This window comes from Rhizobium sp. P40RR-XXII (assembly GCF_012641405.1).
Lineage (GTDB): Bacteria > Pseudomonadota > Alphaproteobacteria > Rhizobiales > Rhizobiaceae > Rhizobium.
This window is the reverse complement of record NZ_JABAII010000007.1, coordinates 245583-266949: the sequence shown is the minus strand read 5'-3', so window position 1 is coordinate 266949 and position 21367 is coordinate 245583. Positions and strand designations below refer to the sequence as shown.

Below are 21367 nucleotides of genomic sequence, written 5' to 3'. Positions count from 1 at the left end.
GATCAAAGGGACGGAATGACCAGGAAGGATGCGTAAATGTATCAGTTCTCATATGCGGAAGTCATGCAGGATGCGGTGGCCGACGCCAAGGAAAGAGAACGGCAAGTTCTGGACCGGTCGATAGCTCTCCTCGCCGCGGCCCGTGATGCGGGGAAATATGGCCGCGAAGCGATCGAAGCGCTCTTCTATACGCGACGCGTATGGGTCAGCTTCGTCGAGGACCTCAAAAGTCCGGAGAACCAGCTCAATGTCGAACTACGTGCCAGCCTCATCTCGATTGCCATCTGGATTTTGAAGGAATGTGATCGAATCCGGCGGCGCCAGTCGGAAAATTATCAAGGCATCATCGATGTCACCACCATCATCAGGGATGGACTTAAATGAAAAGTACGCTTCGCATATCGCTCAAAGCCGGGGAAAAGATCTTTATCAACGGGGCCGTCCTGCGCGTCGATCGCAAGGTTGCCCTGGAATTCCTGAATGATGTGACTTTCCTGCTTGAGAACCACGTGCTCCAGCCCGAAGACGCGACGACGCCTCTGCGCCAGCTATATTTCATCGCGCAGATGATCCTCGTCAATCCGGAGGGGAAGGAGCAGTCGACGACCATGTTCCGCAAGTCGATCGTCATGTTGCTTTCGTGCTTCCACAACGAGGAAGTGCTGGCCGAGCTGAAGCGTATCGACGGCCTCGTCGCCACTGGCCGCGCTTTCGACGCGTTGAAGGCGATCCGCGCTCTCTACCCGATCGAGGACAATATTCTGAACAACCAGGAAATGCCGGCGGCAACGATCGAGCATATCCGTCGGGAGATCGCGCCATGGCAGCGGTAGACGCCGTCAACAGCAGCACGGACACCTCCAGCACTGCCACGAAAAATGCGGCTTCCGCATCGGCGAGCGCCAGCCTGAACTACAACGACTTCCTGCAGCTTCTCATCGCACAGATGAAGAACCAGGATCCGACGGACCCGATGGACGCCAGCCAGCAGATTTCGCAGCTGGCGAGCTTCTCCCAGGTCGAGCAGCAGATCCAGACGAACTCTCATCTGGAAACCGTGTTGCAGAACCAGTGGATCTCGCAGGCGTCGGATTATATCGGCAAGGAAATCATGAGTGCCGACGGCAAGACCACGGGCACGATCAAACAGGTAAGCGTCTATACGGACGGTGTTATCGCCGAAACCGATGCCGGCGACAAGATCCTGATCCAGGCCGGCGTGACGATCGCTCCGGCAGGCACGACCATTGATACCACGGCCACCTCGAGCGATAGTAGCAGCAGCGATTCGTCGACCAGCGGCTCATGAGGAGCCGCTGAACCGGGAGTGAAGATGCCATGAATGAAGCCGATGCGTTGGATATCTTCCAGGCGGCGATCTGGACGGTGCTGGTGGCTTCCGGTCCGGCGGTTCTGGCGGCGATGGTCGTCGGCCTGGTGATCGCCCTGATCCAGGCGCTGACCCAGGTGCAGGAGGCGACGCTGACCTTCGTGCCGAAAATCGTGGCGGTCATGGTCACCATCGGCATCTCGGCTCCGTTCGTCGGCGCCCAGATTTCGATTTTCACCAATCTCGTCTTCTCGCGCATCCAGTCGGGCTTCTAGCCAGAGAAGGTCCAAAGGCCGCGGCGGCCTTCGGATACGGGCATAGATGGCCATAGGCCATGCTCGCGCAAGCTTCGACTTCTAAAGCTCGGTTCCAATAGGGCAGGCGGGTCAGCCGTTTGCCTCCTCTCATGAAGAGACGGAACCGGTCGATGGCACAACCACCCGCAATAGCACTTCCCAAAGCCAATCCCAGTGTACGCGATATCGGGTTCGCACTTGGTATTATGGTTATCCTGTGCGTGCTGTTCCTGCCGATCCCGCCATTCCTGATCGACCTCGGGCTGGCCTTCTCGATCGCTTTCTCGGTGCTGATCCTCATGGTGGCGCTCTGGATCAAGAAGCCGCTGGAATTCTCGTCCTTCCCGACCATCCTGCTGATTGCCACGATGACGCGTCTGTCGCTCAACATCGCGACGACGCGCGTCATCCTCTCGCACGGCTATGAAGGGCATGATGCCGCCGGCGGCGTCATCGCGGGGTTTTCCAGCCTGGTGATGTCGGGTGATTTCGTCATCGGTCTGATCGTCTTCCTGATCCTTATCACCATCAATTTCATCGTCATCACCAAGGGCGCGACGCGTATCGCGGAAGTCGGCGCACGCTTCACCCTGGACGCCATCCCTGGCAAGCAGATGGCAATCGACGCCGATCTGTCGGCCGGCCTGATCGATGAAAAGGAAGCGCAGCGCCGCCGTCGCGAACTGGAAGAGGAAAGCTCCTTCTTCGGCGCGATGGACGGTGCCTCGAAATTCGTGCGCGGCGACGCGGTTGCCGGCCTTTTGATCACCTGCATCAACATCTTCGGCGGCATCATCATCGGCTATTTCCGTCACAGCATGCCGATCGGTCAGGCTGCGGACGTTTTCGTCAAGCTCTCCGTCGGTGACGGTCTGGTGTCGCAGATGCCGGCGCTTATCGTCTCTCTCGCTGCCGGCCTTCTCGTTTCACGCGGCGGTACGTCCGGCTCGACCGACCAGGCCGTCGTTAATCAGCTGAGCGGCTATCCGCGCGCGCTCGCCGTCTCTGCGGTCCTCATGGGCATCCTGGCCATCATGCCCGGTATGCCCTTCCTTCCCTTCGTTTTCCTCGGCGGCCTGATGGCCTCCGGTGCTTGGTTCATTCCGCGCCAGATCGAAGCCGAGAACAAGCTTCGCCGCGACGCCGAAGAGCAGAAGGTGATGCAGACGAAGGAAATGGAAAAGGATTCGGTCAAATCGGTGCTGAAGACCGCGGAGATCGAACTGGCGCTCGGCAAGATCGTCTCCACCCGCCTGCTCGGCGCCCATCAGGAACTGGCTTTCCGCGTCGGCAAGATGCGCAAGAAATTCGCCACGCAATACGGTTTCGTCGTGCCGGAGATCAAGGTGATCGACGACATGGCGATTGCCGACAAGTCTTATCAGATCCGCATCCACGGCACGACCATTGCCTCCAACGTGCTGCGTGTCGGCGAAGTGCTCGTCGTCACAGGCTCGGGCCGCAAGCCGACCGTACCGGGGGACGAGATTCGCGAACCCGCTTTCGGCATGCCCGCCGTTTCCGTTCTCGAGGCCTTCACCGAGGATCTGAAGCGCGAAGGCTTCCAGCCGATCGACAACGTGTCCGTCGTGCTCACCCATATGAGCGAGGTCATCCGCAACAACCTGCCGGCACTTCTCTCTTACAAGGACGTGAAGATCCTGATCGAGCGCCTCGATCCGGAATATAAGAAGCTCGCCGACGAGATCTGCTCGTCGCATATGTCCTATTCCGGCCTGCAGGCGGTGCTGAAGCTGTTGCTCGCCGAGCGCGTCTCTATCCGCAACCTGCACCTCATCCTCGAAGCGGTCGCCGAACTGGCGCCGCATGTCCGCAAGACGGAACAGATCGTCGAACACGTGCGCGTGCGCATGGCGCAGCAGCTCTGCGGCGATCTGGCTGACAATGGCGTGCTGCGCGTCCTGCGTCTTGGCAGCAAATGGGACCTCATCTTCCATCAGGCGCTGAAACGCGACCAGAAGGGCGAAATCGTCGAATTCGACATCGATCCGCGCAGCCTAGAGGAATTCAGCGAGCAAGCCGGCAAAGTTATCCGTGAATACATGGACAGAGGCATGCCCTTCGTTCTTGTCACGTCGCCGGAAACGCGCTCCTATGTGCGCATGATCATCGAACGCCTGTTCGCGACCCTTCCGGTCCTGTCGCATGTGGAACTGGCCAAGGGGATCGAGATCAAGATTCTAGGTTCGATTTCATGATTTCAGACCCCCAGGGGACCATTCTGGCGCTGTTTGTCGCCTTCTGCCGCATCGGCGGCTGCATGATGGTCCTCCCGGGATTTTCATCGGGTCGTATCCCGCCGCAGATCAGGCTGCTTCTTTCCGTGGCCCTGTCGATGGCGATTCTACCGTTGCTCTGGAACACGATCTATCCTCAGGTGTCGAAGGGCGACGCGAGCTTTATCGGCCTCATCTTCACCGAAACGGTCATCGGATTGATGTATGGCATGATGGCGCGAATCTATACGCTGGGCCTGCAATTCGCCGGTGCGAGCATATCGATGCTGATCGGCTTCAACGCGCCGGGCGGTGCGGATATCGTCGAGGAGTCAAGCGAGACGTCGCTCACGAGTCTCATCAGCTTTTGCGGGCTGATGATGCTCTTCATCCTCGATTTTCACCATTATATCCTGCAGGCGCTGGTCGATTCCTATTCCGTGGTTCCTCTGGGCGGTCATATCGAGCCGCGAGCCGCTCTGATCTCGATTACGGATACGCTGGAGACCACCTTCTTCATCATGCTGCGGCTCGCAAGCCCCTTCCTGCTCTATGGCCTGATGTTCCAGATTTCGATCGGTTTCATCAACAAGCTGGCGCCGCAGATCCCGATCTATTTCATCTCCACGCCGTATTTGCTGATGGGAGGGCTGTTCATGCTCTATCTCAGCATCGCGGCATTGGTCAGTCAGTTTTCCAGTGCGTTTCTCACGGTCTTCAATGGGCATTAGAGCAATTCCAGGAAAAGCGCGCAGCGGTTTTCTGTCCGGAATTGCGATGAAATAAAGAGCTAGAGCAATTCAGAGATTCCGTGGAAAGCTGAACCGCTCTATCCCGCAAATGGACAGGCCCGGTTCGGGCAGAGCCGGCAAAAGGCAGCCGGCGGGTAGGTAGACGATGGCGGAGAAAAACCGGTCTGAAAAATTGAAGCGCCTGGTCGCGGTGCAACGCCATCTGGAGCGGATAGCGGAAAACGAGCTTGCCGATACGACCCGCCAGCGCGCGGAGGTCACGGAATCGATGGAGCGGGTCATGGTTGCCATCGGCTCGGTCGATCCCGTGCACATGGCATTCTCGATCCACTACGCCGAGCGCTACGGCCGTCTGATGATTAGGGATCAGCAGCTGGAAAGCATCCAGACGCTCATCCAGATGAAGGTCCAGCAGGAGCGCACCAAGGCCGACCGGCTCGAAGAGCATATGAAGGATGCCCGCGAGCTCGAAACGCGGGAGGCCGACGACAATGCGGTCTACGACATCATCGATCAGCGCTTCGCCGCCGCAACGCCAGCCTCCAGCAAGGTTCAAAAATAATAATCATCGCGATCATGGAGCAGGATTCGCATCGTTGGGTTGCCGATCTGCTCTGACAGTTTGATTCGACATGTCCTGGGATGAGCGCTGAGCCGCGCATTTTCAGGGTGTGCGATAGCAGAAGGAGACGTGACGTGGCTATTTCGCCTCCGAGTGATTTGGTCCTCGATGTCGTCAAGGCGGCCAATCCCGCCGATGTCGAGGCTGCGCAGGCCAAGCTTGCAGCCAACCGGGCCGCCTTTGCCGCCACCAGCCTCGCCGAGAACGGCAACGGCTTCGGCGCGACGGTGGACGCGATGAACAGCGCGGCCACCCAGGCCGGCCTTGCCAATGCCAACACGCATGTGGCCGGGACGAAGGTGCCGCAGGCCTATCGCAAGTTCGAAGCCATGGTGCTGCAGAATTTCGTGAAGAACATGCTGCCGAGCAGCGAGACGCTCTACGGCAAGGGTTCGGCCGGCGAGATCTGGAAAGGCATGATGGCCGAGCAAATGGGCAATACGCTCGCCAAGAATGGCGGCGTTGGCATTGCCGAGAAGATGTACAAGGAACAGGTCGACAAGATGCGCAATACCGGCGCCCTCAACGCTGCGACCGATGAAAACGACAAGAAAATGGCTCTGAGCGCGATTACCGATTTTCAGCGCAAGACGCTCGCCGCCGCGGATGCCGACAATGACGGCAATGCCAGCATCACCAATCAGAATAATTTGACGTCCCAGAAAGCATGAGCGAGGTAGCAAACATGGAAATGATGTCGCAGGACTATCGGATCAAGTCTGTCCTTGGCCGCCTGGAGATGATTATCGATAATGAGAATAACCGGATCGGCACCGACCCGGAATTCGATCTCAAGGTATCGAATGCGCACAAGAGCCGCTGCCTCTACGAATTGTCGATGCTGTTTCGCGATACCGATCCGGCCGATCTTGCCGCCACCCATATCGAGCAGCTGCACGATCTGAAGAAGAAGCTGGTTCTGAACGCCCGCCGGGTCGAAGCCCATCTCGAGGCCGTGCGCGCCGTCGCCGACATTCTGAAAAATGCCGTGCAGAACGCCGACGCGGACGGCACCTATTCGCAGGAGCAATTCCGCGTCCGTGAGGCCGGATGATCAAGCTCGCTCTCACCGGCCTGTGGGTCTGCGCCGTGACATTGGCCTCGGTCTATTTTTCGGTGCAGGTGGCGACGGCGCCCGCAATCAGCCCTGACGACGCCAAGAAGGCGCAGCAGGAACTGATCAAGGGCGAATCGATCAACGTTCCCGTCATCGCCAACGGCCAGGTGACCGGCTACTTCCTGACGCGCATCTCCTTCATGATGGAGAAGGGCAAGGCGAATGCACTTCAGATACCCCTGCCGGAACTGACGACGGATGAACTTTTTTCGCTGCTGATCGGCAACAAGGTGATCGACATTGCGCATACGCAGAACTTTGATGTCGCCGCCTTTCGCAGCGACCTGAAGAAACGGATGAACGAGCGGCTCGGTGGCGACTATGTCGCCGACGTGCTGATCGAACAGCTTGATTATCTCTCCAAGGAAGAAACCCATGGCGGGGAGAGCATCGGCAGGAAAACGGTCAAGCCGGTCAAGATCGTGCAGGACGCGGCGAAGGATAAGGTGCCGCTGGAGTAAGGGTGTCCTGGCGTTGCGGGATGCCGCTCCACTCCAAGGCGGCAAAGCCGGGCTCGGGCCGGTGATACATTAATGAATCCTTGATGGTTTCCGAAAAATCCCACTTTCCATCCTAACGGAACGTTGGATTTATCTCGTTATAAACACCTCCCAGTGACGTCTCGTAGCCGCCGCACCGATGAACGGTGAGCTGCATGAGCCTTGTTATTCCCGGCATCATGCGTGTTTGCGATGTCGGGCAGGAGGTTGTTGGATTGAACCGGGTTGCCGATTTTGCCGTCGTTGCGTCGCGCCGCATGATCTTCGATCTGCCGGTCTGCGATCTCGATTGGGATAATGCCCTGACCTTCGTCAATGAACTTGCATCCCTGCCGGTCGGACAGACCTCGATCTCCTTCGTCAATGCCCACAATATGCTTGTCATGCTGCGCGATGACAGCTATCGCAACGTCCTTGAGCAAAATCTGGTGCTCCCCGATGGCGTCGGCCTCGACATCGCCTCGCGCGTCGCTCATGGCGAGCCATTTCCGGCGAACTTGAACGGTACGGATTTCGTGCCCGCGCTTTTGACTTTCATGGAGCGGACGAAGCGGATCGGCCTGCTGGGCGGCAAGCGCTCGGTTGTCGAAAATGCGGCGGAGAAATTTCGCCGGCATGCGCCGTGGCACGAGTACATTGTCGTTTCCGATGGCTTCTTCGATCCCGCGAGAAGCAGCGCCGTTGCCGCGGAAATCGGCCGGCAGAAGATCGATGTGCTGATCGTCGGCATGGGAACGCCTTTGCAGGAAAAATGGGTCGCCGAGCATGTCGGGCCGCAGCATGCGCGATTGGTGCTGACCGTCGGCGCCCTGTTCGATTTCGTGTCCGGAACCGTGCCGCGGGCTCCCACGCTCGTGCGTGCGATGCGCAGCGAGTGGTTGTTCCGCCTGACTCGTGAGCCGGGCAGGCTGTGGCGGCGCTATATTCTGGGCGTACCGCTCTTCCTCTATCAGGTCATCAGGCATCAGTTCGGCCGCAAGGAGCGTGTCCTTCGCGCGGAGCCGCAACAGCTGTCACAGCGGCGTATCGCCTCTCCGGATAAATTAGCAAGTTAGAGTACTTCCTGGAAAACGCTGGGCGACTTTCCGGTCGAAATTATATAAAAACAATAGGATAGCGCGGTTCAGAGATTCGGCGAAGAGTTCGACCGCATTAGTATTCGCGGGCGCGGCGTTAACTCTTTCTTTGGCATGAAAGTTTAGAGTGGGTTAACCATTGCATTGGTCTCCGACCATGTGCGCGAGATAGCCCGCCATGTTTGAAAGCAAAGCCACGCCCGGATTTTACCCAGAGGATGCGGAAACCTTCGAGGTGTCGCGTGGGTGGAACCGGCACGTTTCTCCCCATCGGGGCGAAGATGGCTTGCGCGGTACAGCCCATCTCCGGGCAGCCAATTCCGACGATCCACGCGATACGGAGCTGCGCGCCATTTTGCGCAGGAGGCTGGATGGCGACCCTTATCCGGTCTCGGGGAGAACGGGGCCGATGGGCGCGGCGCCGTCGGAGTATCGGCCTACTGCGGCGGATATCCAAAGCATTCCGACGTTCCGCCACACGCAGCGCGAACAAATGCGGGAACCGGCACGGGAGCCTGTGCCCGACCTGCTGGAATTCGTGCCCGACCTGCTCGAAGGAGCGGCGGAACTTCCCCCACAGACTGCCATCCCCATTCTTGCCGAACACAGGCCTCGCGCGGGTCGCCGGTCTCTCAGCATCCGCTCTCTCTGTTTCGTCATTGCAGCAGCCTTGGCGGGAGCGACCATCCCGACGATGCTTGCATCGCCGCCGCTCTATATGTCGCAAGCTGTCCTGCATGCGGAAGGTGAGGGCGGTGGACGCCAGACATTGCTCGACGTCGCGGCGAAGCGTGCCGTCGCGCCGTCCGTGCTGTCCGATATTGTCGCCAGGATGAAGCTCGATCACGATCCGGAATTTACCGGCAGTCGGGCGGGCGCCCTTGGTGTCGTCGTTGAGCTCCTGTCCGGCAGCGGCAACGCATCCGATGCGCCTTCGCGCGCCCAGTCGACCCTCCGCAAGGGCATCGCCGTCGGTATCGACGGCCAGACAGGCCTGCTGCGCCTGACCGTGACCAGCGGCGATCCCGCCAGATCGGCCGATATTGCCAATCGTCTGGCGGTCGCCACCCTCTATGATGCTGCGGTTTCAAAAGCGGCTGGCACGTCGCTCGGGGTCGAGACGGCAGCCGATCGCAGCCGCAAGGAATTAGATCGCGCATCGGCGGCTCTGGCCGAGTTCAAGGCGCACTATGGCGAGAACAAGATCGCTGCGGCGCTGGCGCTTCAGCAGCGGCGCCAGCGGTTGGACGGCGACATAAAGGCCGCCGAGCAGGCAGTGCGCGCGGCCAGATCTCGCCTTGCATCGATCAGGTCGGCCACGCCGGCCTCCCTGCTGAGTGGGGCCTCGTCGGGCGATGCCGCTTTCACCGGGCTCGACGACCTGCGCGGCCGCTATAGTGCCGCCAAGGCCCAGCTTTCCCAGCTTTCGACGCAACTCGGCCCGCGCCATCCCCGCTTGCTTGCGCAGCAGGCGACAGTCGATGATCTTGTCGCCAGTATCCGCGGTCAATTACAGAGGCTCGTCGTCAGCAGCGATGCCGATGTGAAGGCGGCTCTCGAAAAGCAGACAGCTCTTTCAGCCGAGATGACGGCCCTCAGCCAGAAGAACATCGATGTCGACGTCATCCGCCTCGCGCAATTGCAGGATGCCGTGGCCGTTGCCCAGAGCCGCTATGAGGCCGATCAACAGAATGCCGCCCTGTCGGTGCCGCAAGCGAGGCAGCCGCTGACGGTGATTTCGCAAGCGGTCGCATCGGCTCTACCGCTGGACGACCATCTCGCGAGCAACCAGGCAGTCGGTTTTCTGGCCGCTCTTGGCGTGGCACTTGGCGCGGTATTCCTGCGCAAGTGGCTGGGCGGTGCCGAAGCTGCGGAAGACCATATGGCTGACGACAACGTCCTGCCGGCCATCCCCTCTTTCCATCAGGATGGCGACATCTCGCTTCAGCCTTTGCCGGCTATCGCGGTCGAGCCGGCGACGGCTGGCTCCGAAATTGGGAGTCGGCTCGACATTGCGGATGAGTGGGTCCGCATTCAACGGGAGCTTGCGTCCCTGCGTGCCAAGGTCGAAATCTACGCGGTGCGCAGGCATCAGGACCGCGGCTGACCGCCCCATCGTTTTCCCTTGCAATTACCGCTTTCAGACACCATAGGGCGTTAGCAGGCAATTATGCCGGGCCGATGGTCTGTAGATTGCCACCGAATTCATGATCGGGAGACGAGCGTGACGACAGTGATCGACGGGAGACAAGCGGCGGCTTCGGTGATCGAGGCTGTGAAGGCTGCGGCGGCGGGACTTGAAGCTGAGGCCGGCGTGAAGACCGGACTTGCGGTCGTCATCGTCGGCGACGATCCGGCCAGCCACGCCTATGTCGGCGCCAAGGGCCGCATGGCCAAGGAATGCGGCTTCAACTCCGTCCAGCACACGCTTCCGGCCGAGACGACGCAGGAGGCGCTCGCAGGCCTGGTCGCCTCGCTGAACGACGATCCCTCCATCCACGGCATTCTCGTGCAGCTGCCGCTGCCGAAGCATCTCAATTCCGATGCGATCATTCAGTCGATCCGGCCGGATAAGGATGTCGACGGCCTGCATGTCGTCAATGCCGGCAAGCTGGCAACCGGCGATCTCGAAACCGGGCTGATCTCCTGCACGCCGGCCGGCGCCATGCTTCTGGTGCGGCGCATCCATGGCGAGGACTTGTCGGGACTGAACGCCGTGGTCATCGGCCGCTCCAACCTGTTCGGCAAGCCGATGGCGCAATTGCTGCTCAATGCCAATGCGACGGTGACGACGGCGCATTCGAGGACGAAGGATCTCGCCTCCGTCGCACGCGGCGCCGATATTCTGGTGGCGGCCGTCGGCCGTCCGGAGATGGTCAAGGCCGACTGGGTGAAGCCGGGCGCGACGGTCATCGATGTCGGCATCAACCGGATCGCGGCCCCTGAGCGCGGCGCGGGCAAGAGCCGGCTGGTGGGCGATGTCGCCTATGCCGAAGCCTTGGATGTCGCCGGTGCGATCACGCCGGTTCCGGGCGGTGTCGGTCCGATGACGATCGCCATGCTGATGGCCAATACCGTCATCGCAGCCCATCGCGCCGCCGGTAAAAAGCCGCCGAAGTTCTGAAGCATTGTCGCGCAAAAGTGTGCAGCGGTTTTGCGATAACGACGCGCTTTAAGCCAAGTGTCAGTCGGCCGGCGCAACGCCGGTCGAGGCGCGAACGATCAATTCGGCCTTCCACAATTCCTGGGTCGGAAACGTCTCGGTATGCTTGATTTCGCCGATCAGCCGCTCGGCGATGCGCACGCCGGCCGCACGCAGCGACGAGCGGGTCGTCGTCAGCGGCACGGTGAAGCTTTCCGGTTTCAAAAGCGTCAGCACGTCGTCATGGGCGATGAGCGAGATATCCTCTCCCAATCTAAGCTTGGCCTGGTTGATGGCGCGAACGGCGCCGAGCGCCAGCACGGTACTGGAACAGAGTACCGCGGTCGGACGCTTCTCCTTCTCCATCTGCAGGATGCGCTCCATGACGAGCAGGCCCTGCTCGTCGGTCATCGGCGTATGGCTGGTGCAGGCCTCGTCGAGCGCAAGGCCGCGCTCAGCAAGGGCGGCTTCCATGCCGTTCTTCCGGCGAATGGCAAAATCAAGATAGATCGGGCCGTTCAAAAGGGCGAAGCGCCGGTGTCCGAGCTGCAGCAGCAGCTTCGTGGCGTCGTAGAAGGCGGCTTCATTATCGAGGTCGAGAAAGGGATAGTCCGGCTCGGAGCCGATCGAGCGCCCATGCACGAGGAAAGGCATGGACAGGGTCTTCAGCATGGCCAGGCGCGGATCGTGGCCACGCATATAGTTGACGAAGAGCGCGTCGACATTGCCGCTGGCCGCCAGGCGTTTTAACGCGCCGACTTCATCGTTCGGATCCGCAGGCGTCAGCACGAAATGGAAATCGTGCCGCAGCGCTTCTTCTCCCAGCCCCGTCAGGAATTCGCTGAAATGCACGTCCGAGGAATTGCCGGGTGATGTCGGCATGACCAACCCGATCGAGCCGGCCTTGCCGGTCGCGAGCCTTTGCGCCGCCTTATTGGGACGATAGCCGGTTTCCCGAACCGCTTTGAGAACGCGCTCGCGGGTCTCGCGATTAACCTCGGGATATCCGTTCAATGCCCGGCTGACTGTCGTCTGCGACAGCCCGAGCATTTGCGATAGCTGTTTCAGGTTCACGAATTTCGGCTCCTCCAATTCCCGACTGCTCTGGTGCCAGCACACCTCCCGAATATCGCTGACATCCAAAGCGCTTTTAATATGTAGCAGGCGATGCGCCCGAGACAAGACAAATAGCAAAATATCGCCGCCTATTTTATGCTGCAACGCGAGATATTCTATGAATATTAGCCAGAATTTGAAAAGCGCTTGACTTTTCCCCGCTCGCAATGGATGAGAGAGGTAGCCAAAGCGCTTTGAGGAATGGGGCGCACTGCACAGCACAAAACTGTGTTTGGGCTCATGGGTTTCGTTATTTGGGAGGACAACCGCATGAAAAAGATGTTTTTGATGACCGTCGCTGCCGCCGCCTTGGTGGCCGGTACGGCGATGGCGGCCGATCTGAAGTTCCAGCCCGGTCAGGACTCCAAGTTCAACTGGAAAAGCTACGATGACTTCAAGTCGGCGCATGCCGACCTGAAGGGCGAGACGCTGACCATCTTCGGCCCCTGGCGCGGCGAGGACGAAGCGCTCTTCACTAGCGTCCTCAAGTACTTCACCGAAGCGACCGGCGTGAACGCCAAATATTCATCCTCGGAAAACTACGAGCAGCAGATCGTCATCGACACGCAGGCCGGTTCGCCGCCGAACGTCGCCATCCTCCCGCAGCCGGGCCTTTTCGCCAATCTTGCCAGCAAGGGTTATCTGACGCCGCTCGGTGACGATCTCGCGAGCTGGGTCAAGACGAACTACGGCGCCGGCGACAGCTGGGTCGGCTACGGCACCTACAAGGGCAAGGACGGCAAGGATGCCTTCTATGCCTTCCCTTACAAGGCCGACTTGAAGTCGCTGGTCTGGTATGTGCCCGAGAATTTCGAGGAAGCGGGCTACAAGGTTCCGACAACGATGGAGGACCTGCTCAAGCTTTCAGACCAGATCGTCAAGGACGGCGGTACGCCCTGGTGCATCGGTCTCGGGTCTGGCGGTGCGACCGGCTGGCCGGCGACCGACTGGGTCGAAGATTTGATGCTGCGCATGAACGCACCGCAGGACTATGATCATTGGGTCGACAACACGTTGAAGTTCAACGATCCGAAGGTCGTCTCGGTTATCGAGGAATTCGGCAAGTTCTCCAAGAACGCGAAATATGTCGCCGGCGGTGTCGCCGCCGTTGCCTCGACGGACTTCCGCGACAGCCCTAAGGGCCTCTTCACGGTCCCGCCGAAGTGCTACATGCACAAGCAGGCATCCTTCATCCCGTCCTTCTTCCCGGAAGGCACCAAGCTCGGCCAGGATGCGGATTTCTTCTACTTCCCGCCCTCTGCCGCGCATCCTGAACTCGGCAAGCCGGTTCTCGGCGCCGGCACGCTGGCGGCCATCACCAAGGACTCGAAGGCTGCCCGCGCCTTCATCCAGTTCCTGCAGACGCCGATCGCCCAGGAAGTCTGGATGGCCCAGTCCGGCTTCCTGACGCCGTACAAGGCCGTCAATACCGCGGCTTATGCCAACGACACGCTGCGCAAGGAAGGCGAGACCCTGACCTCGGCGACCACCTTCCGTTTTGACGGCTCCGACCTGATGCCGGGCAAGATCGGCGCGGGCGCGTTCTGGACAGGCATGGTGGACTTCGTCGGCGGCAAGTCCGCTCAGGATGTTGCCGACGGGGTCCAGAAGTCCTGGGATGCCATCAAGTAAGACATCATAGTCCAGCGCCGCCGGTCAAAGCCGGCGGCGCTAAATAACATATAACGGCGCGCCCCTATGCGCGGCCGATGCCGGACTGATGGACTCAAGCAGGTAAATTCGGGGAGGGAATGGATGTTTTCGCAGATCGTATCGGCGATTGGCGCCATGATATTCGGCGTTGCCATTTGCGCCGCTTATTTCTGGTTCTCCAACAAGCTCTTGGACTTGATCTTCCCGGCAAGGGAGGGGGACGAGGTCCATCGGGCGGCCGTCAACCTTCGACGCCGCGGTCTCATCCGCCCCTGGCTGTTCCTGGGGCCGGCGCTGTTCCTGCTGGCCGTTTATCTCGTCTATCCCGTCGTCGCGACGTTCATCCTGTCCTTCTACGGGCCGGACGGCAATAAATTCGTCGGTGGCGCCAACTACCTCTGGGCGCTCAACGACACCGAATTCCGCCAGTCGATCTTCAACAACATCCTCTGGCTTGCCGTCGTGCCGGCGGCCTGCACCTTCTTCGGCCTCGTCATCGCCGTCATGACCGACCGCATCTGGTGGGGCAATATCGCCAAGGCGGTCATCTTCATGCCGATGGCGATCTCCTTCGTCGGCGCTTCGGTCATTTGGAAGTTCATCTACGAATATCGTGGCGGCACCGACACGCAGATCGGCCTCCTGAACGCGGTCGTCCAGCTTTTCGGCGGTACGCCGGAGGTCTGGATCACCATTCCGTTCTGGAACAATTTCTTCCTGATGGTGATGCTGATCTGGATTCAGACCGGCTTTGCCATGGTCATCCTCTCGGCTGCATTGCGCGGCATTCCGGAAGAAACCATCGAAGCCGCCGTCATCGACGGCGCCAATGGCTGGCAGATTTTCTGGAAGATCATGGTGCCGCAGGTCTGGGGCACGATTGCCACGGTCTGGACCACCATCACCATCCTCGTCCTAAAGGTTTTCGACATCGTTCTCACAATGACCAACGGCCAGTGGAACACGATGGTTCTCGCCAACCTGATGTTCAACTGGATGTTTAGAGGCGGTGGCGACAGCGGCAGAAGCGCCGTCATCGCGCTCGTCATCATGGTCGCGGTCACACCGATCATGATCTGGAACATCCGTCGTGCAAACGCAGAAACGAAGGGGCGCTGACATGATTGGAAATCTCGGCCGTATCGGTCCCGCCCGTATCTTCGTTCATGCCGCGGTGCTGCTCATCGTCCTTCTTTGGCTGCTGCCGACGCTCGGCATCTTCGTCACCGCGCTGCGCGACAGGGATCAGATCGTCGCTTCCGGTTGGTGGACGGCCTTTGCCGGTTCCTCCCGCACGACGGCCGCCCGTCTCGACGGGCCGGACAAGGCAAAGCCGGACGGCGCGAATTTCGTGATATCAGGCGCGCTCACCGTTGAAGGCGACGGCAAGATCCAGTCTTTCGGTCTGCGCGTGCAGGAGCCGGCAGCCTACAAGGCTGGCTCGCCTGCGCAACTCGAGAACGGCGAGACGCTGACCATCAATGCCGACGGCAGCTATCGCTATCAGAAGAACGGCCCGTTCGAGGCCGATGCGCGTGCCAAGCGTGTCTATTTGACCGTCGCCACGCCGCCGCAATTCACGATCGACAACTATCGCAACGTGCTGGGTGGCGAAGGTATCGGCCAATCCTTCATCAACTCGCTGACGGTGACGATCCCGGCAACCATCATTCCGATCCTGATTGCCGCCTTTGCCGCCTATGCGCTGGCCTGGATGGAGTTTCCCGGCCGCGCGATCCTGATCGCGCTCGTCGTTGGCCTCATCGTCGTGCCGCTGCAGATGTCGCTAATCCCGCTCCTGCGCATCTACAACGAGATCGGCCAGATCTTCGGCGTGCCGTCGAAGACCTATCCGGGCATCTGGATGGCGCATACGGCCTTCGGCCTGCCGCTCGCCATCTATCTGCTGCGCAACTACATTGCCGGCCTGCCGAAGGAGATCATCGAATCCGCTCGCGTCGACGGCGCCAGCGATTTCGATATCTTCGTCAAGATCATCCTGCCGCTGTCCTTCCCGGCGCTGGCCTCCTTCGCGATCTTTCAGTTCCTTTGGGTATGGAACGACCTCCTGATCGCGATGGTGTTCCTCGGCACCGACAAGGACCATCTGGTCCTGACGGCCGCTCTCAACGCGCTGCTCGGCTCGCGCGGCGGCAATTGGGAAATCCTGACGGCATCGGCCTTTGTCACCATCCTTATTCCGCTCCTCGTCTTCTTCGGTCTGCAGCGCTATCTCGTGCGCGGTCTGCTTGCCGGGTCGGTGAAGGGGGGCTGATCCAAAAACACATACTCACATAGGACCCATTCAGCATGAGCATTGCTCTTCAATCGGCTTCGGAAGTTGACAAGGACTGGTGGCGCGGCGCCGTGATCTATCAGATCTATCCGCGCTCCTATCAGGACTCCAACGGCGACGGCATCGGCGATCTCAAGGGCATTGCCGTCCGTTTGCCGCATGTCGCGGCTCTCGGTGTCGATGCGATCTGGATTTCGCCGTTCTTCACCTCGCCGATGCGCGATTTCGGCTATGACGTTTCCAACTACGAGGACGTCGACCCGATCTTCGGTTCGCTGGCCGATTTCGATGCGATGGTGACGGAAGCCCATCGTCTCGGCATCAAGGTGATGATCGATCTGGTGCTGTCGCATAGCTCGGATCGTCATCCCTGGTTCGTCGAAAGCCGTTCGAGCAAGAGCAATCCCAAGGCCGATTGGTATGTCTGGGCCGACGCCAAGCCGGATGGCACGCCGCCCAGCAACTGGCTGTCGATCTTCGGCGGCTCTGCCTGGGCGTGGGATCCGACCCGCATGCAATATTACCTGCACAACTTCCTGACCTCGCAGCCGGATATGAACCTGCATAATCCCGAAGTGCAGGAGCGCTTGCTTGACGTCGTGCGCTTCTGGCTCGACCGTGGCGTCGATGGTTTCCGCCTCGATACGATCAATTTCTACTTCCATGACAAGGAGCTGCGCGACAACCCGGCGCTGGAGCCTGCGCGCCGCAACGCGTCCACCGCGCCGGCCGTCAATCCCTATAATTTTCAGGAGCATCTCTACGACAAGAACCGTCCCGAGAACCTGGAATTCCTGAAGCGCTTTCGTGCCGTCCTCGACGAATATCCGGCCATTGCCGCCGTCGGCGAAGTCGGCGACAGCCAACGTGGCCTTGAGATCGTCGGCGAATATACCTCCGGCGGCGACAAGATGCATATGTGCTACGCCTTCGAATTCCTGTCGCCGGACGCGCTGTCGCCGGACCGCGTCGAGGAAGTCATGAAGGATTTTGCCGCCGCGGCTCCGGAGGGCTGGGCCTGCTGGGCGTTCTCCAATCATGACGTCGTGCGCCATGTCAGCCGCTGGGGCAATCTGGTCGCCGATCGCGATGCTTTCGCCAAGCTTTACGCGGCGCTGCTGCTGACGCTACGCGGCTCCGTCTGCCTCTATCAGGGCGAGGAACTGGCGTTGACGGAAGCAGATCTCGCCTATCAGGACCTGCAGGATCCTTACGGCATCCAGTTCTGGCCGGAGTTCAAGGGACGCGACGGCTGCCGCACGCCCATGGTCTGGGACAGCCAGGTTACGCAGGGCGGCTTTTCCACCGTCAAGCCCTGGCTGCCGGTGCCGGTCGAGCACATCCTGCGCGCCGTCAGCGTCCAGCAGGGCGATGAAAATTCCGTGTTGGAGCAGTATCGCCGTTTCCTCGCCTTCCGTAAGCAGCATCCGGCCTTCGCCAAGGGCGAGATCGCCTTCTGGGAGCCACAGGGCGACGTGCTCGTCTACAGCCGCGCTTACGCCGACGAGACCATTCTCTGCGCCTTCAACATGAGCCCCGTCGAAGCAATGGCGATGCTGCCGGAAGGCAATTGGCAGGCGTTGACGGGGCACGGGTTCACCAGCAACAACTACGGCAACAAGATCGATATTCCGGCCTGGGGCGCTTATTTCGCGCGTCTTGCCTGACCTTTGGGAGGAGGGAGCATAATGACGGGACTTGTTCTGAAGGATATCAAGAAATCCTACGGCAGCGTGCATGTGCTGCACGGCATCGATCTGGAGATCAACGAGGGCGAATTCATCGTCTTCGTCGGCCCGTCCGGCTGCGGCAAGTCCACCTTGCTGCGCATGATCGCCGGGCTCGAAAGCATCACCTCAGGCGATATGATGATTGCCGGGCAGAAAGTGAACGAGGTGCCGCCCTCCCGGCGCGGCATCGCCATGGTCTTCCAGTCCTACGCGCTCTATCCGCATATGACCGTCTACGACAACATGGCCTTCGGCATGCGCATCGCCGGCGAGAGCAAGCAGGAGATCGACCGCCGCGTGCGCGAGGCGGCGGCAAGCCTGCAGCTCACCCAATATCTGGAACGCCTGCCGAAGGCGCTTTCGGGTGGCCAGCGCCAGCGCGTCGCCATCGGCCGCGCCATCTGCCGCAATCCCAAGGTCTTCCTGTTCGACGAGCCGCTGTCGAACCTCGACGCCGCCCTGCGCGTCGCGACCCGAATCGAGATCGCCAAACTTAGCGACTCCATGCCCGAGACGACGATGATCTACGTCACGCACGACCAGGTGGAAGCCATGACGCTTGCCGACCGTATCGTCGTATTGTCGGCCGGCCGCGTCGAGCAGGTCGGCGCGCCCCTCGAACTCTATGAGCGCCCGGCCAACCTCTTCGTCGCCAAGTTCATCGGCTCACCGGCCATGAACATCATTACAGCCACGGTGACCGAAACCGGCGCGACGACGACCGTGACGCTGACCGGCGGCAAGTCGGTGACGCTCGACATGCCGACGGCAGCTTCCGAGAAGGGCAAGACGGCGAGCTTCGGCGTGCGTCCCGAAGACCTGCGTATCGCGGCCGGTGACGACTATCTCTTCGAAGGTGAGGTTTCCATCGTCGAGGCGCTCGGCGAAGTGACGCAGCTCTATATCGAAGGCCTGGTCGATGGCGAGCCGATCATCGTCAAGATCCCCGGTATCGCCGATATCCACCGTGGCCAGAAGATGCGGTTTGCTGCCGACCGGCAGAAGTTGCATCTCTTCGATGCCGAGGGACATTCCTATCGCAAGTAGGCGCTCATGGCACGACGCCGGCTCAAGCTGGAGCGTGATGCCGAAAAGTGTAGGCGGTTTTCGGACGACATCACGCTCTACTTATTTGATTCTAGAGCGGATTCAGACTTTAGGTCGAGCAGACCTAAAATCATCCGGCTCTAAGATGAACAAACAAAATTCAACTTGGGCTGGCGCGTTCAAACCTTCTGTTAAATACCCGCTGATAGTCTCCTCTTTGTAATATACCCTAGGGATTTACCAAGATGGCCGCTTTCGGCAGAGCTAATTCAGGTCAGCATTTCCTCAACAAAGAAGAATCCTTCATGTATGACCGCGAAGTGCGGTTCCGCATGGAAGATACGATGAACGCGGCGCGGCTCGAATACACCGAAAAGGGTGTGATGAACCTTGCGTCTCGCCGGTGCGATATTATCCGCATCTCGCAGAGCAGCGCAGTGCTTGCGATCCTGACCCAGTATAATCTGCCGAAGCAATTCTATCTGGATATTCCCGACGCCCGCATCACCAAGATCGGCTGCGTTCTGATGAAGGTATTCCCCAACAATACGGTGGAAGTCCGTTTCCTGCGGCTCCTCACGGAGAAGGAAATGAACAAGATCTTCGTCTACAGCACGCATCCGGCCCACAAAAACCGCGTGCTCGATATCAAGGGCTGATCAAGTCTCGCCGCCAGGAATAGTTGCTGGCAACAATCCATGCGGCCGGCGGATCAGATTTCCGTTCGCCATTTCCGAAGCGCATCCTCAAGATACTCAATCAGCGGCAGCCTGCCATTTTCCTGCAGCCATTTGTCGACCGACAGGCGAAGCGGGCTCACTGCGATCATCGAAACCAGCCGTAGACCGTCCTGATCCCTCGTCGGAAACAATTCGCACAGGGCTTGATAGGCGATTTGCTCGAGCTGCAAAGAGTTACCTCGCGAGCGGGCGTGCAGGGTTTCGCTTTGACGTAAAAGCCTGGCCGTCTCAAGAAGCTGCGGTGCTTTCGCCTCGAGGCGAGCCACAAGTCCCAGGGTGGCTTGATGAACGACCTCGATCGGTCGCCCGGCTGATGCATTCTCCATGATGCTCATCCGAAGCGCGTCCATGTATCCGCGCTGGTGCGCCAGAAGAATCTGGTCCTTGCTTTTGAAGTAATAGAAGAAAGTCCGGCGGGAAATACCGGCGGCCGCCGCAATCTCGTCGATCGTCGTCTCCTCATATCCCTTCGCAAGAAAGGATTTCAGTCCGGCTTCCGCTATGCGTTGAAATGTAAGGCGCCGCTTGCGCTCGCGCAGGCCTTCCGGCTTTGAGGTTGCATTATGCATCCGGCCATTCTGGCATGAGTCGCAGCGCCACTCAAATCATGGGCATGCTCTCGGGCTCCTTTCTCAGAGATCGCAATTCCCGGTAAAATAATTCTTTCGCCTCGCCTCCCGATTGCCGCAAAGTAGCCAACATTAATTTTTACACCAAGTGCGATATTTAATGTTGATGCTGAATGTTCATAACCGGGTGCAGGAGCACAAACATCAATGCCAGCCAATGCAATCCCAAATCACGATGGAAATAAGACCTCTGGTCCAAATGCCGCTGAAAGCCGTCTGAGGCGCGATATTTACTCGATGGCTGTTCTACTGAGCCTGTTGGGGGGCTGCGCCGCCGCGCCGCTGGATCGTGCGGGATCCTTGCGGTCCTACGACGGCCTGACCCGATCGGACGGGCTGGTCGCGCATTCACTTCTTCGGGTGAGCAGGGATGATGTTCTGACGGCGAAGACCGTGAAGATCGTTCCGGCAGCTTTTTCGATGCGGGCTGAAAGCGCCGCCTTCACACCCGAGCAACGCAACCTCGTCACCAATGCCGTCGATAGAGCGCTTTGCTCCGGATTGAGCGAGCGCTTCGTCGTTGTCGGCCTGTCCGAGTCGGCGGATCTGACCATCCGCGCCGTGGTGACACAGGTCAAGGCAACCAATGCTACGGCTGTCGGCGTTTCGAAAGTCGCATCCGTGGGCAAGAGCATATTGCTGCCGGGTGTACCCGTGCCCGTTCCCCGCATTCCGATCGGCATGGGCAGCCTCTCCCTCGAGGCGGAGGCTCTCGATCCCCAGGGCGTGCAGAAGGCGGTCATGATCTGGGGACGCGGCGCAAACGCACTTCTTGATTCGGGAACGGTTGCCAGGGAAGGGGATGCCTATAGCCTTGCCGCCAAATTCGGCGGTGATTTCAGCAAGATGCTGGTCAAGGGAAAAACGCCGTTCGGAGCGACGCCCTCTTTCCCATCCAGAGCAAAACTGGCGTCACTCGTCGGCAGGGCACCCAAGTATGAGGCCTGCAAGGTATTCGGGAAGTCCCCAGGCGTGAAAGGCTTCGTGGGAGCCCGCCTTGGCCTTCCGCCCGCGTGGACGGATAAGGCTCCGGCGGATGCGGAAAAAACGGCGTCGAAGGCTCTTTAAGCAGCCGTCGACGTCG

At 59.8% G+C, this 21367-nt stretch carries 22 protein-coding genes; 20 read left to right on the top strand and 2 right to left on the bottom strand.

The window, feature by feature from the left end:
* Positions 1–36 precede the first annotated feature (36 nt).
* From flaF to HGP16_RS15965, 13 genes are all read left to right on the top strand, one after another.
* On the top strand, positions 37–384 hold the full coding sequence (gene flaF / locus HGP16_RS16025; RefSeq protein ID WP_168841004.1) for a flagellar biosynthesis regulator FlaF: 348 nt from the start codon (positions 37–39) through the stop codon (positions 382–384).
* Positions 381–833, top strand: a complete 453-nt coding sequence (flbT, locus tag HGP16_RS16020) for a flagellar biosynthesis repressor FlbT (RefSeq protein WP_168841003.1) — start codon at positions 381–383, stop codon at positions 831–833. The genes flaF and flbT overlap by 4 nt, the downstream gene beginning before the upstream one ends.
* Positions 821–1309 (top strand): flagellar hook assembly protein FlgD, encoded by a 489-nt coding sequence (flgD, locus tag HGP16_RS16015; protein ID WP_168841002.1) that lies wholly within the window; start codon positions 821–823, stop codon positions 1307–1309. The genes flbT and flgD overlap by 13 nt, the downstream gene beginning before the upstream one ends.
* A gap of 29 nt (positions 1310–1338) precedes the next feature.
* Positions 1339–1605, top strand: a complete 267-nt coding sequence (gene fliQ, locus HGP16_RS16010) for a flagellar biosynthesis protein FliQ (RefSeq protein ID WP_112506729.1) — start codon at positions 1339–1341, stop codon at positions 1603–1605.
* Between the two features lie 152 nt (positions 1606–1757).
* Positions 1758–3845, top strand: coding sequence for a flagellar biosynthesis protein FlhA (flhA, locus tag HGP16_RS16005; RefSeq protein WP_168841001.1), 2088 nt, complete (start codon positions 1758–1760; stop codon positions 3843–3845).
* Complete coding sequence (fliR, locus tag HGP16_RS16000) at positions 3842–4594, top strand: flagellar biosynthetic protein FliR (RefSeq protein ID WP_168841000.1); 753 nt, start codon at positions 3842–3844, stop codon at positions 4592–4594. The genes flhA and fliR overlap by 4 nt, the downstream gene beginning before the upstream one ends.
* A gap of 166 nt (positions 4595–4760) precedes the next feature.
* Positions 4761–5177 carry a hypothetical protein gene (locus HGP16_RS15995; RefSeq protein WP_168840999.1) on the top strand — a complete coding sequence of 139 codons (417 nt, stop codon included), beginning with the start codon at positions 4761–4763 and terminating at the stop codon, positions 5175–5177.
* A gap of 134 nt (positions 5178–5311) precedes the next feature.
* Complete coding sequence (locus HGP16_RS15990) at positions 5312–5908, top strand: rod-binding protein (RefSeq protein WP_168840998.1); 597 nt, start codon at positions 5312–5314, stop codon at positions 5906–5908.
* A gap of 14 nt (positions 5909–5922) precedes the next feature.
* A complete protein-coding gene (locus HGP16_RS15985) occupies positions 5923–6291 on the top strand; it encodes a hypothetical protein (RefSeq protein ID WP_168841113.1) in 369 nt (122 codons plus the stop codon).
* The gene (locus tag HGP16_RS15980) at positions 6288–6815 is read left to right on the top strand and encodes a hypothetical protein (protein WP_168840997.1); all 528 of its coding nucleotides are present in this window, start codon (positions 6288–6290) and stop codon (positions 6813–6815) included. Before HGP16_RS15985 ends, HGP16_RS15980 begins: the two co-directional genes overlap by 4 nt.
* 254 nt (positions 6816–7069) lie before the next feature.
* Positions 7070–7909: a WecB/TagA/CpsF family glycosyltransferase gene (locus HGP16_RS15975; RefSeq protein WP_168841112.1), complete on the top strand. Its 840-nt coding sequence runs from the start codon at positions 7070–7072 to the stop codon at positions 7907–7909.
* Positions 7910–8108: 199 nt separating this feature from the next.
* Positions 8109–10037 carry a succinoglycan biosynthesis transport protein gene (locus HGP16_RS15970; protein ID WP_168840996.1) on the top strand — a complete coding sequence of 643 codons (1929 nt, stop codon included), beginning with the start codon at positions 8109–8111 and terminating at the stop codon, positions 10035–10037.
* Positions 10038–10154: 117 nt separating this feature from the next.
* Complete coding sequence (locus HGP16_RS15965; protein WP_168840995.1) at positions 10155–11054, top strand: bifunctional methylenetetrahydrofolate dehydrogenase/methenyltetrahydrofolate cyclohydrolase; 900 nt, start codon at positions 10155–10157, stop codon at positions 11052–11054.
* A 60-nt stretch (positions 11055–11114) separates the two neighbouring features.
* On the opposite strand, the gene HGP16_RS15960 is transcribed toward HGP16_RS15965, so the two are convergent.
* On the bottom strand, positions 11115–12146 hold the full coding sequence (locus HGP16_RS15960; RefSeq protein WP_168840994.1) for a substrate-binding domain-containing protein: 1032 nt from the start codon (positions 12144–12146) through the stop codon (positions 11115–11117).
* A gap of 312 nt (positions 12147–12458) precedes the next feature.
* Between HGP16_RS15960 and HGP16_RS15955 the strand changes: the two genes are divergently transcribed.
* The 6 genes from HGP16_RS15955 to HGP16_RS15930 all read left to right on the top strand — a co-directional run bounded on the left by HGP16_RS15955 (position 12459) and on the right by HGP16_RS15930 (position 19573).
* Positions 12459–13820, top strand: coding sequence for an ABC transporter substrate-binding protein (locus HGP16_RS15955; RefSeq protein ID WP_168840993.1), 1362 nt, complete (start codon positions 12459–12461; stop codon positions 13818–13820).
* Positions 13821–13943: 123 nt separating this feature from the next.
* Positions 13944–14960, top strand: coding sequence for a carbohydrate ABC transporter permease (locus tag HGP16_RS15950; protein ID WP_168840992.1), 1017 nt, complete (start codon positions 13944–13946; stop codon positions 14958–14960).
* 1 nt (position 14961) lies between these two features.
* On the top strand, positions 14962–16116 hold the full coding sequence (locus tag HGP16_RS15945; RefSeq protein ID WP_168840991.1) for a carbohydrate ABC transporter permease: 1155 nt from the start codon (positions 14962–14964) through the stop codon (positions 16114–16116).
* Positions 16117–16151: 35 nt separating this feature from the next.
* Positions 16152–17804, top strand: coding sequence for an alpha-glucosidase (locus HGP16_RS15940; protein WP_168840990.1), 1653 nt, complete (start codon positions 16152–16154; stop codon positions 17802–17804).
* Positions 17805–17825: 21 nt separating this feature from the next.
* Entirely contained in the window at positions 17826–18914 is a 1089-nt protein-coding gene (locus HGP16_RS15935) for an ABC transporter ATP-binding protein (RefSeq protein WP_168840989.1), read from the top strand.
* 305 nt (positions 18915–19219) lie between these two features.
* Positions 19220–19573, top strand: coding sequence for a hypothetical protein (locus HGP16_RS15930; RefSeq protein ID WP_168840988.1), 354 nt, complete (start codon positions 19220–19222; stop codon positions 19571–19573).
* 53 nt (positions 19574–19626) lie between these two features.
* On the opposite strand, the gene HGP16_RS15925 is transcribed toward HGP16_RS15930, so the two are convergent.
* Positions 19627–20223, bottom strand: a complete 597-nt coding sequence (locus tag HGP16_RS15925; RefSeq protein ID WP_168840987.1) for a TetR/AcrR family transcriptional regulator — start codon at positions 20221–20223, stop codon at positions 19627–19629.
* Positions 20224–20520: 297 nt separating this feature from the next.
* On the opposite strand from HGP16_RS15925, the gene HGP16_RS15920 reads away from it, so the two are divergent.
* Positions 20521–21351: a DUF3313 domain-containing protein gene (locus HGP16_RS15920; RefSeq protein WP_246703488.1), complete on the top strand. Its 831-nt coding sequence runs from the start codon at positions 20521–20523 to the stop codon at positions 21349–21351.
* Positions 21352–21367 lie beyond the last annotated feature (16 nt).

Coding starts and splice junctions, on each gene's coding strand:
- flaF (WP_168841004.1), top strand. CDS start 37: ATGTATCAGTTCTCATATGCGGAAGTCATGCAGGATGCGGTGGCCGAC.
- flbT (WP_168841003.1), top strand. CDS start 381: ATGAAAAGTACGCTTCGCATATCGCTCAAAGCCGGGGAAAAGATCTTT.
- flgD (WP_168841002.1), top strand. CDS start 821: ATGGCAGCGGTAGACGCCGTCAACAGCAGCACGGACACCTCCAGCACT.
- fliQ (WP_112506729.1), top strand. CDS start 1,339: ATGAATGAAGCCGATGCGTTGGATATCTTCCAGGCGGCGATCTGGACG.
- flhA (WP_168841001.1), top strand. CDS start 1,758: ATGGCACAACCACCCGCAATAGCACTTCCCAAAGCCAATCCCAGTGTA.
- fliR (WP_168841000.1), top strand. CDS start 3,842: ATGATTTCAGACCCCCAGGGGACCATTCTGGCGCTGTTTGTCGCCTTC.
- HGP16_RS15995 (WP_168840999.1), top strand. CDS start 4,761: ATGGCGGAGAAAAACCGGTCTGAAAAATTGAAGCGCCTGGTCGCGGTG.
- HGP16_RS15985 (WP_168841113.1), top strand. CDS start 5,923: ATGGAAATGATGTCGCAGGACTATCGGATCAAGTCTGTCCTTGGCCGC.
- HGP16_RS15980 (WP_168840997.1), top strand. CDS start 6,288: ATGATCAAGCTCGCTCTCACCGGCCTGTGGGTCTGCGCCGTGACATTG.
- HGP16_RS15970 (WP_168840996.1), top strand. CDS start 8,109: ATGTTTGAAAGCAAAGCCACGCCCGGATTTTACCCAGAGGATGCGGAA.
- HGP16_RS15955 (WP_168840993.1), top strand. CDS start 12,459: ATGAAAAAGATGTTTTTGATGACCGTCGCTGCCGCCGCCTTGGTGGCC.
- HGP16_RS15950 (WP_168840992.1), top strand. CDS start 13,944: ATGTTTTCGCAGATCGTATCGGCGATTGGCGCCATGATATTCGGCGTT.
- HGP16_RS15945 (WP_168840991.1), top strand. CDS start 14,962: ATGATTGGAAATCTCGGCCGTATCGGTCCCGCCCGTATCTTCGTTCAT.
- HGP16_RS15940 (WP_168840990.1), top strand. CDS start 16,152: ATGAGCATTGCTCTTCAATCGGCTTCGGAAGTTGACAAGGACTGGTGG.
- HGP16_RS15935 (WP_168840989.1), top strand. CDS start 17,826: ATGACGGGACTTGTTCTGAAGGATATCAAGAAATCCTACGGCAGCGTG.
- HGP16_RS15930 (WP_168840988.1), top strand. CDS start 19,220: ATGTATGACCGCGAAGTGCGGTTCCGCATGGAAGATACGATGAACGCG.
- HGP16_RS15925 (WP_168840987.1), bottom strand. CDS start 20,223: ATGCATAATGCAACCTCAAAGCCGGAAGGCCTGCGCGAGCGCAAGCGG.
- HGP16_RS15920 (WP_246703488.1), top strand. CDS start 20,521: ATGGCTGTTCTACTGAGCCTGTTGGGGGGCTGCGCCGCCGCGCCGCTG.